Below are 11111 nucleotides of genomic sequence, written 5' to 3' on the forward strand. Positions count from 1 at the left end.
GTGAACACAGCAGGACGGAACGCTTCCGAGAATCTTCGCGCATCACGGTGTGCCGCAGGCACCGCATTGCTGACCTGGGGTTATCCACTGTCCAGTGAACCGTGAGGCCTCCGGATGACGCGACGGGTCGTCGGCCAGGAGGTCGCCGAACGGTTCGCCAGGGATGTCCTGTACCGCGGTCGCCGTCCATTCCAGCACGGTGAACCCGTACCGGTTTCTCCGTTTGCAGCTCGTTGTGTCCATCAAAAGCGGCACCTCCCAGCAGATAGGTGCACACGCGCTCCCCGGCAATCGAGGTCGGTGCGGGCCAGGATCAGACGTGCTCAGCCCACCCGCCCCGGTTCTGGAAGGCCTATGGATGTGAGGCCCGTGACGGCCGAGCGCCGACACGGACGGAAGCCGAAGCGGGCTGCCGCTCACCCCTGTGGGCGGCTGGTGTGGTTGATGCCCGGTAGAGGATCCTTCACCGGGCATTGCGGCATCGGGTCAAATCGCAGGCCGCGGTGTGGCCAATACGCCAGCCGGAGGGTTACCTGTGCCCCACCAGCATGTCGTTCGCGAACCTCTAGTCCCGGACTTGGTGATCAGTCGAGCGCGCAGCGGCGCTTGATCTCGTCCAGAATACTGAAGCGGCGTGCCTCAAAGAGTTTGAGGCTGTCCTGACGGTAGCGCTTGTAGCTTTCCAGGTCGGAGGGCAGCACCGGCGGCTCGAAGTCGTCGAAGGGGAGCAGGAAACGCACTGCGCCGTGTCCGACGGCGCCGAGAGCTGCGTGGGCGAGGCGGGCTACCAGGCCTGTGAGCGGCTCGGCAACGGAACGCGGGCGTGCAATATGTCACCGATCGGTGGCACAATTGGGTGCATGAGGACGATCAAGACCGCCGCGGACCTGGGCACCGCCATCCGATCAGCGCGCCTTGCTCGAGGCCTCAGCCAAGCAGACCTGGCCGAGCGGGCAGGCGTCTCCAGGAAGCTGATCCTCGACCTCGAAGCAGGGAAGGAAGGCGCCGCCCTGGGCACTGCCCTCGCCGTCGCGTCCGTCCTCGGCCTGTCATGGATGTCTCCTGATGATTCGCCCCAGACAGTGCTGGAAGAGGGAGCCGAGGGCATCCGCAGGGAACTTGCCCGCGGCGACACCGACATGGCGCTGCGCCTCGCCCTCGATGCGACCAGGCGCCTGCGCAGCATGGCACCCAAGACGCTCAAGAAGCCCCGGAGTACCGGCGACGCCCATTGGGACGCTCTCCTTGCAGCCGGGGCTAGGATCGCCGTCCGCGGGACCGGCGCCAAGCCGCGCTGGGGCAAGAGGCTGCCGACTGCGTGGTTCCCCGCGGCGGACACACGCGTCCTGGGCGACGCCTACCGTCGGCTGACGGTCAGGCGCACACCCAAGGAGCTGGCTGACTTCAACATCTTCCTCAACGACAAGTCCCTGGCCGACCGGTGACCGACGACTTCGGCCTCGAGGAGATCCGTGCCCTGCTCGCAGAGCTCGGCAGGAGGCTAGCTGCCCGCGGCGTCGACGGCGACATCCGCATCGTCGGCGGCGCGGCGATCGCATTCACCGGGAGCACCCGCCGGCGCACCAAGGACATCGACGCCTCCTACGCGCACCCGGCGGAGGTCGAGGCTGTGGCCCGGGAGATGGCTGCGGAGTACGGACTGCCCTCGGACTGGATCAACTCCTCGGCGACAGCGTGGATACCGCCGGGTGCCACCTGGCTCGAGGTGGACCTCGACGCCCCGATCCATGCTCGTGCGGCCTCCGCCGAGACACTTCTGGCGATGAAGCTGAGCGCCGGCCGGGATCGGGACCTGCTTGACATCCAGTACCTGGCACAGAGGCTTGAGGTCGGCCCCGAGGAGGCCGCCCGCATCGCCGAGGACCAGTACGGGGACGACGACGTTGCGTACACGCGTGCGGATCGCGAGGACGCCGTGCTCATCGTTCAGGAGGCGATCGGGATGCCTGCTCCGGATCCGCCCCCGATGATGGGGGACGCCGGTTGACGGGTGTAGATTGCCAAGCAACTTGGTCCTAGGGACCAACTTGCGAACCCCGTCATTTCGCGGCTTGCGTCCCCCACCGGGGGTTCAGGTCTGTCATCGAAGATGGTGCTTTTCTACGGGCCTGACCCCGGCGTTGTCCGCATAGGGATCGCCTTCCGCCCCCCATTCGGCTGGCCCACTTCCGCCCTGACCCCGACCCCGCGGCCGTTAGGGCCGAGGCTGGGTAGCAGAGGTGTAATCCAGCGCAGGCCTAGGATTGGTCAGTGCAGATCACGGGAATCATTCGTCCCTCGGAAACAGACGGGCTTACAGTCGAGGCCGAGGACTACCAGGATAGCCGGACCAGGCTCGAGGCACAGATCCCCGACGGCTGGCAGCTCATCCAGACCAAGACCTCCTAGGGGCGGCTGGAACTCATTTCGCGGACAAACCGCAGAGGCCAGAAGCCGAACAGAAGGGGATGCACCCGAGCACCATGAATCGCCCCGGGTCTGGTGGAGGCTCTCAATCCATGGAGGATGAGAGTCATGTCAGCACCCAGGAAGTTTCCCGACGAGTTGCGTGAGAGGGCCACGAGGTTGGCGCTTGAGCTGCGGCAGGACCCCGGGACGAAGGCCGGTGCGATCAAGCGCGTCGCTGAGCAGCTGGGCATGCATCCCGAGACCCTGAGGAACTGGGTCCGGCAGGCGGAGGTCGACGGCGGCGTGCGGGCGGGCACCACTACGGGCGACGCTCGGCGAATTGCGGAACTGGAGCGGGAGAACCGCGAGCTACGGCGGGCGAACGAGATCCTCAGGACCGCGTCGGCTTTTTCGCCGCGGCGGAGCTCGACCGCAAGCTGAAGTAGCCCAGATGCCGACCGCGGTGCTCGTCGAGTACATCGATGGGCACCGCGCCCGGTTCGGGGTCGAGCCGATCTGTCAGGTCCTGGCACAGGCCGGGACCAAGATCGCCCCGAGCACCTACTACGCCTTCAAGACCCGGGAGCCGTCTGCGCGCACCCTGCGTGATGGGGCTGGTCGAGGACATCAAGGTCGTTCACAAGGCCAACCTCGGTGTCTACGGGGTGCGGAAGGTCACGCCGCGCTCAACCGCGAGGGTATCGCGGTCGCGCGGTGCACCGTCGAGCGGCTCATGCGCGCCGAGGGCCTGCACGGGATCCGGCGGGAGAAGTTCCGCAGGACCACCAACGGCGACGGTGCCGAGACCGAGCGCCCGGAGGACCTCGTCAGCCGCAAGTTCACAACCGAGGCACCGAACCAGCTCTGGGTTGCGGACTTGACCTACGTCCGCACGCACGCCGGCTGGACCTACGCAGCCTTCGTCATCGACGTCTTCAGCCGGGTCGTCGTCGGCTGGCAGGTGTCCACGTCGCTGCGCACCGACCTGGCGTTGGACGCCCTCGACATGGGCCTGTGGGAACGCCGGCGATCGGGACGGGACACCGCCGGACTGATCCATCACAGCGACCGCGGAGTCCAGTACCGTGCGATCCGCTACACCGAACGCCTCGCCGAGGCCGAGGCCGTCGCCTCGGTCGGTTCGAAGGGCGACTCGTACGACAACGCCATGGCCGAGGCGTTCAACTCGCTGTTCAAGGCCGAGTGCGTCCGCAACCCGGCGATGCGCCCAAAGGCGGCTGGAAGTCCGTCGTCGACGTCGAACTGGCGGTCGCCGAGTACGTCGACTGGTCAACCACCGGCGCCTCCACGGCGAGCTCGGGCAGGTCCCGCCGAGCGAGTTCGAGGCCACCCTGGGCATCCGACGCCGTCAGCGACTACGTTGAATCAAAGGCGCCTGCGCCCGCGGGAACCAACTAAACGAGCCTCCACGAAACCCGGGGGCGATTCAGTCTGAAGTGCCCCTGGGTTTGATGGATGAAGCGCCCGCCGCGGCTTTGCCTCACTGAACTTGCGGTTCACCGCCAAGAATCGCCACGGCCACCCGGTGGATTCCGGACACGGGGTTGTCGGCGCTGATCGTCGCCGGCAGGTTGATCCTGAAGGTCACGGACTGGGCATCCACGTGGTGGTGGCTCACCACGTCGTCGCGTCTGAGCACCTCCACCGCAGGATCCCCCATCTTGTAGCACCGGACGAAGGCCGGCGTAAACGAGGTGGTGAAGGGGGCGTCATTCGACATCGTCGTGTGGTGGTAGCCGAAGCCTGATTCGGACCCGTAGCTGGCGATGTGTGCCAAAAAGTCCGCCACGGCGCCTCCCTTTCCCGTGCCTTCCATGCGCTCCATGATCCGCTGGGTGAGTTGCGGCACCGTGAAGGAATTGGCACTGGGTTCGGACAGTTGGAGCCCGACACTTACAAGCAACAGCCTGTCCTCGCCGGGTACGTCGTCGGTGGCTTGGAGCGGCTCGATCTGGTGCAAACCTTGGACGGTGTGGCTCGAGGTGCGCCCGGTCGTCGTCTTGATCTCCACACCAGTCCCGTCCCAAGAGAAGTCGCGTGAGGAGCGTCGCCAGCCGTCCCACGCCTGGACGAGTTGGCCGACGTACTGTTCGTCGGCGTGGCGGAATACGGCATCGAGGAGCAGAAGTTCTCCTGCAAGACCGAGCAGCGCGCTTTGGGAGAGCTCGAGCCTCTTGATGGCGAGTTCAATAATCGGTTCCGTTATTGCGAAGGCCCGCGGTAGGTCTCTATCTGCTCCTTCGCGGAGCAACTCAGTGCTGATAAGGGCGCAGACCTGGTCGTAGTGACCGAAGGCGGGGAAAAGGATTCGGTTGGCTTCTAGAGCTGACGCGTTCTCGCGATGCCACGAGTGGTGCTGCACTGCGTCACGCACCGTCTTCGTTCTGGCTTGGAGCGCAGGGCCGGTCAGGAACAACTCCACGTGCCCCAGATGGTCGCGAGCGGCACCGACGATCTGGGACGTAGTGAGCCACTGGATCGTGCGATCACGGCCTTCGACACCCTTGGGGATCGCGGTGATCTGGGTGAGGACTTCCTCGTAAGTGGTCATGGGACCGTCTCTCTTCTCAGTTCAACAGGACACCGGCGCGTGTGGCCGCGAACTGCTCGGGTCCGCCAGCCGGGATACACAGAGCGACGGCGATGGTGGGGTGGGGCTGGCCTTTGAGCTGATTGATGTAGATCAAGATCTGACCGTCGGAGCCAGCGGGCCGCCAAGCGGAGTCCCCCCGTACCGAGGGCAACGGATCGTTGCGGTGGTAGTAGTCGAAGTAAAGATCGCTGCGGTACTGGCCTGGACCTGCTGTCGGATCACTGGCCCCCCAAGTGGTGGTGAGTTCCCCAGCCTCCACGTTCTTGGTGGTGGTCCTGACCGGGAAGGCCAGATGCGACAGGGGACCACTCTTGACGGTCTGGCCGTCCCCGAAGCGGATACCAACCCAAAAGCGGGGCTGCTGGACCCGCTTCTGCTGAAGGTCAGACATGGACCACAACCGCCCGGGCTCGCCGGTGACGAACAGTCCTCGAACCGGGCGGGTCAAGCTGGCTGCCCAGAGCCGGAGGTAAGCGGCGATCGCGTACGGGCAGGGACGCCGCGTCGGATCGCCCTGGCCTCCGGACACCGGTGGCCTATAGAGACCCGGATTCGCCAAGGGGCCCATCGCGGCCACGCGGGCCTCGATCTGTGACCAATGAGTGGAGATGGGGCTTTCAGTTCCAGGGGCGTAGGCGTCGTACTTCAGCTGGTCCAGCCAGTCGGCCACCTCATTAAGACCCAGCGGTTGATCCAGGATTTGGCCGCGCACCGTTCCTCCCGCGACGAGTGGCGACGAAGGACCTGCTTTGAAGAGATCTGCCACGAGTTGCGCATTCGGGTCTGGCCGACCCCCGCTGTTGAGGACAGTCAGGAATGGCCGCGCACCCGGCGAGAGAGGATAGTTACGCGTACTGGTGATCTTTCCCGTCGCGGCGAAGTTGTACCCCTGCAGCACCGCGGGTTCGGGCGCGCCACCCATCATGCGCTCGATGATGGCGCCCCGAATCGCCTCATCCGTGTCGTGGTAAGCGCTGAAGAGGCCGAGTTGATCGGACGCCGCGAAGACGCGGCACAGTTCGATGTAGGAGCCCCGGTAGCCGAACCAGCGCTGCATCTGCATCTGGGTGTCAGCCAGCGGGGTGCTGGCAGACCGCTGGAACAATGCCGTGGTCATCCCCTCGAGGGTGAGACCGCGCGCCATGACGTTGCCGGACACGAAGATCGTGCATAGGTCCCGAGGCGCATTCCACTGGCCTGACGCAGGGTCGGGGGTCGCGCGGTAGGACGGGCGGTCGTCAGCGATCGGATCGCTGTTGACCACCGAGACCCGGGTGCCGGGGATGATCTCGTCGGCCAGAAGTTCCTTAAGCGTCGGCCAGTCCGGGAACTGGGTCGGGTGGACGATGTTGAACTCGGTTTCGACCGCGCGGGCCGAGGCCTCGTACCGGTCGAGCCACACCTCCCACGATGAGGGGTGGGTGGTGAGGGTGGCAATCAACTGAGATGGCAGGCGCGCCTCCCCGTCATCGAGCAGCCGACGGGCGCTGCGCCTGTCGGGAACACCGGCCCACACGAGAAGGTCCTCGGCCGCTTGGAAGTGGTCCTGGATGTTCGCCGACGGGTGGAAAAGCATCGAGTGCGGCGCCATGACTGTTGCTTCGGCTTCCTCGGCGCCATTGAACAGCATGGTGGCCGCCGTGGCCGGGCCGACGCGACGGGAGCGGTGGAGGCGAATCGCGCCTGCCACCAGGAACGCTCGCACCGCCTGAGCGCGGTCGTCGTTTGGGTCATTGGTCGCAGGCCGGCACAGACGTGCCAGTTTGCCGCGGCGATAGAAGACCTCACCCCCGGTGTAGAAGGCTGGCATTCCTGCTGGTTCCGGGAACGTCGACGAGCGAGGTGCATCAAGATTGCGGGGCTCGGCTGTGTCGACCATGTGGCCTATGTCGAGCGGGGTTCTCAGCGAGACCAAAAAGTCCCTAGGTGCGAGGGGGTTGTGGTCCTCCTGAAGGAGGTTGGCCTGGGGCGTGGCCGTGTAGGCGATGTAAGTGGCAAAGAGGTTCTTGGGTGAGCCTTTGGGCGGGTCCCAGAGGTTGGCGATGGCACGCGGGATCTGCTTGAGGTTTCCATAGACTTGGTCTTGACTGGACTCCGCGACCGCGTCAAGGATCGACCCTTCGTCGGCCTCGTCGTCCAAGACAATCATGTGGACCGGACGGTCGAGCTCACCAATCGTGTTGAAGACTGACTTACGGAGGCTATCGCTGAGCGCACGCAGATGGTGCGTCTGCTTCATAGCCACGATGATGATCGGCTGCCGCTGCGCTAGGCGCTGCTTTACGGTGGCCGGCATCAGGCGGTACATGCTGTCCAGCGAATGGGTGCCCTCGGAGAGGGCTATCCCTGCCGCAGGGCAGAGGAGCCTTCTTGAGCGTTTGACGGCGTTGTCCGGGCCTGAGTCGAGCTGCTCGACCAGACGACTATAAGTCTGCCGCCAAAGGGATAGCCGAGTTCCGGCCAGAACGATCACTATGTCTACCCCATGATCGATGGCCAGGGCGGAGACGCCGAGCATCGAGGCGGTCTTGCCGGACTGGACCGACCCCATTACCAGCCCGGTCCGAACGCGGCTAAACGGCCATGCAAGCGGCTCAGGATCTCCGTCGCCGAGGATGCCGCGCTCAAGGATGTAGCGACTGTCGGCCTCGACGGAAGCCCTGGCGGTAGGGCTCAAGCCGTGGAGTTGCGCCTCGTAGCGCGACCACCATGTGTCCGCCGGAGCCAGGTCGGGCGGATTGAAGTAGACGCGTTCGGTGGGCGGTGGCGTATGCATGTGTTACTGCTGATCCCCCGAAAGGACCATCCGTTGCAGCGATTCGTAGCCCGATGATCCGAAGCGATCCCTGACGGCACCGGAGGCCTGGCTAGGGTCGAGGTCGAGGAGTTCGATCACTCCCTTGGCGATGCGCGCGATGTAACTCCACTGGGTCTTGGTTTGGGCCTTCCGGATGCGCTCCCAATCGGCGTTACTGGCCTCCCAAATCCTGTCGGCATTCCGCGCAATACGGTCCTCGATGTCGTCGGGAGAGGCGGCGAGCGCGAATGCGATGCCAACCAGTGAGCCCACGAGCTGGAGTTCCTGCCACTTGGCCCCGCTGCCACCATCCATGAACGCTTCTGACCACAGTTCGGGATGGCGGCCGTGCAGGTCGACAGCCCTGACCAACCACTCGAAGAGTTCGGCGAGGATCTTCCTATTGCGCAGCGGGTCCACGTCATTGCGTTGGACCCTCGTGAGCAACTCGTCGATATGCCGAGCGGTGGTCTTGAGTTTCTCACCTTCGGTGTCAAGTAGGAGCAGCGACAGGATCCAGGAGACGACCTTCGTCCGACGATAGCGAGTGACGCCGAAGCCATAGCCCCTGAGAGCCTCACCGAGGCTCCCAAGGTGGGGGACGTCGACGAGCGAGGGGGCAATGTCCTTGGTCTCGATACGCGGATCCGCGTCGCCGGCCGCGAGCAGTATCGCAGGCGTCAGTTCGATCTCGTGGAAGGCTGCGTTGCGGATCTCTTCCGCGTTCAAGTGCACACCCTGCTTGTTGTAGAGCTTGAAGACGTCGTGGATCTGTCTTGGGTCTGCCTGCGTGTAGAGGATGACGGGAACCTTGTAGGCGACCACCTTCGTAAAGAGCTTCTTGACCGTCATCCCCGCCCCCGCGACATTGATCACGTTGTCGACGATCTGCGTGTAGTACTTCCCTTGGAGGGGCTCCAACTCATGGCCCTTGAGGCCGCCGCTGTCGTTGTTGCGCAGCTTGAAGGGGAAGTAGTAGTCGTTCTCCAGGGCCGCGGTGAGCGTCTCGCCCTCCAAGGTCTTCCACGCCTTGCGGAACTTGAGGTAGTCCTCTGAGAAGTTCTTGAGCAGGTCCTTGCCAGGGTGTCTGGAGTCCGCCTCCTGCACCTTCGCCAAGGCGACGGGGTGGGTGCCCACGAATCGCAACAGTGCGGTTAGTCGCTGCTTGCCATCGACGACTTCTTGAGGGTCGGACGCGCCCACCTCACGAAGGATGATGGACGGGAGGGGTATGCCGCGAAGAACGGATTCGATCAGGGCCTGCCGGTCGGCCGTAGTCCAAACGTCGCCCCGCTGGTACGAAGGCGTAAGGTTCAGATCGGAGTCCGTGAGCTGGATGATCGGCCACACCTCGGCCGTTGCAATGACCGGTTCGGTGCTGAGTTGTTGCGCCCCAGGATCGGACTCCTCCCAAGCCGCCGACCAGATGCTCGTCGCCGCCGCGCGGGTAGCACCTTCCGACTCGAGGTCCTCGACGAAGGACTGCTGCAGCCGGCATGCTAGTTCAATGCGCTCGTTGAGCCGTTCGAGCGCTCGCGGCGTCAACTCACTTGGGGAGGTCGTCGTGTCGATCGCTTCAGCAGTATCCAGCTCGAGACTGGAGACGAGGCTGCCGAGGAAGTCTTCGCGGCCGGAGTTGGGCAACTGCTCAGCAAGATTAAGCCAACCCTGAACCTCCGCGAGCTCTGACATCCATGAGTCAGAAGACATGTCGATGTCGTCGCTGCTGATCGGCATAGATGCCGCGGTGACACCCGATGGCGTATCTGCCATTTCGGACAAGGTCGAAATACCATTAGCGATGCTCTCCCACAACTGCGTGCGGGGGTCTTCCTCGTCGATCTCGTCAACGGCAGGATTTTCGGTCACGCGATGGCTCCCAGGAGTTCGTGGTCAGTGTGGGGGGACGCGGGTGAGTCGCACAGCCCGTCCAGGAGGCTGTTGGCAATTGCCTTGACGACACGGGCGTTCACGGCGTTCCCAAGGGCCTTGTAGGCAGCGAGCTCGGAGGCGGGAAGCTGGATGCCGCCGAGGCTCTGAAGTTCGGCGCACTCGGCGGGTGTCATGTAGCGCCGCTGGCCTGTCAAGTTGGCCCCGAGGATCGGTACCTGGGTCTGTGTGAACGCGATCAGGCTGGGAGCCGTAGTCGGTCGCTTGACGCGGACGCCGGAGGCGCGCATCTGCAGGACGAAGTTGTCGATGTCGCGCTCCTCCCCCTGCGCATTCCACTCCAGCTTCTGGAAGCTGGAGTGGAATTCCCACGGACGCCATTCTCTGAGCCACGGCTCGATCCAGTCCACGTTGTCCTCATAGAACTTGCGGTTCTGACGAATAAAGCCACGCTTCCAGTTCGGGAACTGGAAGTCGCTCTCCCGACGAGCGTGGCTTGGGATGAGGGCCTGTTGGTCGGGGATGGTGAGGCCATCGAGCTTGAAGCCGAAGCTGCCGCCGACGTGCATTCCACTTAGCCCGTGCTTCGAGCGACGAGTCCAGACGCCTGCAGGCGTCTCGTCCTCGTACGGATAGGTAGCGCCGAACTCCATCGACCAGATTGGGAACGACGGCATCTTGAGGTCAGCCGGCGACCGCTTCAGGAAGTCGCCCCACATGTCGATGGCGTTCAACGTACTCGGGGGAATGGGACGGCTAGAAGGCACGTCGTGGCGCAGCACAGAGGTGATGTCGGTGGGATCCTTGTGCTTGGTGGGCCACTCGAACCCATCCAGTCCGTCGAGCGACCCCACGAAGTAGGCGCGGTCCCGAACCTGTGGGATGCCGAACTCGTGCGGCGAGAAATGCTCGATGTCGACCTCGTAGCCCAGCTCCTGCAGCATCGCGATGATCGTCCTCTTGGTACGCCCCCCGTCGTGGTTCAGGATGTTCGGGACGTTCTCGAGGATGAACCTGCGGGGCCGCTTGACCCGGAGGATCTGGTGCACCGCGAAGAAGAGGTTCCCCTGGGCGGTGTCCGCGAAGCCCATCTGGTCGCCGGCTTTGGAGAAGGGTTGGCACGGAAACCCTGCGGTCAGCACCTCATGGTCGGGGACCTCCCGTGCAACGTCTTCGTCGGAGCCCAGGTCGTTGATGTCGCTCCAAGGCCGGATGGCGAAGTTGTCCCGATAGAGGGCGTTCAGCGTCGGCTCCCACTCGGCCGCGAACACACCTTGGCCGCCCAGTTCATCGAGAGCGACATGGAACCCACCGAGCCCAGCGAAGAGGTCGATGAACCGGAAGGTTCCGCTGCTTGTTCCCACTACCCCAGTCCCCGTCCGCTACCCGGCAAGTCAGGCG

At 64.4% G+C, this 11111-nt stretch carries 10 protein-coding genes; 5 read left to right on the forward strand and 5 right to left on the reverse strand.

Annotated elements, in window-relative coordinates:
• Positions 1-584: 584 nt before the first annotated feature.
• Complete coding sequence (locus SPF06_RS19005) at positions 585-740, reverse strand: hypothetical protein (RefSeq protein ID WP_323280726.1); 156 nt, start codon at positions 738-740, stop codon at positions 585-587.
• 120 nt (positions 741-860) lie between these two features.
• Here SPF06_RS19005 and SPF06_RS19010 point away from each other — a divergent pair, with 120 nt between their 5' ends.
• The 5 genes from SPF06_RS19010 to SPF06_RS19025 all read left to right on the forward strand — a co-directional run bounded on the left by SPF06_RS19010 (position 861) and on the right by SPF06_RS19025 (position 3865).
• Positions 861-1445 (forward strand): helix-turn-helix transcriptional regulator, encoded by a 585-nt coding sequence (locus tag SPF06_RS19010; protein WP_323280727.1) that lies wholly within the window; start codon positions 861-863, stop codon positions 1443-1445.
• A complete protein-coding gene (locus tag SPF06_RS19015) occupies positions 1442-2008 on the forward strand; it encodes a DUF6036 family nucleotidyltransferase (protein ID WP_323280728.1) in 567 nt (188 codons plus the stop codon). Before SPF06_RS19010 ends, SPF06_RS19015 begins: the two co-directional genes overlap by 4 nt.
• Positions 2009-2271: 263 nt before the next feature.
• On the forward strand, positions 2272-2409 hold the full coding sequence (locus SPF06_RS19020; protein WP_323280729.1) for a hypothetical protein: 138 nt from the start codon (positions 2272-2274) through the stop codon (positions 2407-2409).
• 126 nt (positions 2410-2535) lie between these two features.
• The gene (locus SPF06_RS22180) at positions 2536-2850 is read left to right on the forward strand and encodes a transposase (RefSeq protein ID WP_428985801.1); all 315 of its coding nucleotides are present in this window, start codon (positions 2536-2538) and stop codon (positions 2848-2850) included.
• A 10-nt stretch (positions 2851-2860) separates the two neighbouring features.
• Positions 2861-3865, forward strand: coding sequence for an IS3 family transposase (locus SPF06_RS19025; RefSeq protein ID WP_428985802.1), 1005 nt, complete (start codon positions 2861-2863; stop codon positions 3863-3865).
• A 45-nt stretch (positions 3866-3910) separates the two neighbouring features.
• On the opposite strand, the gene SPF06_RS19030 is transcribed toward SPF06_RS19025, so the two are convergent.
• The 4 genes from SPF06_RS19030 to SPF06_RS19045 are packed head-to-tail and all read right to left on the reverse strand — an operon-like array spanning position 3911 to position 11074.
• On the reverse strand, positions 3911-4981 hold the full coding sequence (locus SPF06_RS19030; RefSeq protein WP_323280730.1) for a PD-(D/E)XK motif protein: 1071 nt from the start codon (positions 4979-4981) through the stop codon (positions 3911-3913).
• 16 nt (positions 4982-4997) lie between these two features.
• The gene (locus tag SPF06_RS19035; protein ID WP_323280731.1) at positions 4998-7799 is read right to left on the reverse strand and encodes a Z1 domain-containing protein; all 2802 of its coding nucleotides are present in this window, start codon (positions 7797-7799) and stop codon (positions 4998-5000) included.
• 3 nt (positions 7800-7802) lie between these two features.
• Positions 7803-9689 carry a DUF262 domain-containing protein gene (locus SPF06_RS19040; RefSeq protein ID WP_323280732.1) on the reverse strand — a complete coding sequence of 629 codons (1887 nt, stop codon included), beginning with the start codon at positions 9687-9689 and terminating at the stop codon, positions 7803-7805.
• Positions 9686-11074 carry a DNA cytosine methyltransferase gene (locus SPF06_RS19045; protein WP_323280733.1) on the reverse strand — a complete coding sequence of 463 codons (1389 nt, stop codon included), beginning with the start codon at positions 11072-11074 and terminating at the stop codon, positions 9686-9688. The genes SPF06_RS19040 and SPF06_RS19045 overlap by 4 nt, the downstream gene beginning before the upstream one ends.
• Positions 11075-11111 lie beyond the last annotated feature (37 nt).

The sequence above is a fragment of the Sinomonas terricola genome, from assembly GCF_034931225.1.
GTDB classification, from domain to species: domain Bacteria; phylum Actinomycetota; class Actinomycetes; order Actinomycetales; family Micrococcaceae; genus Sinomonas; species Sinomonas terricola.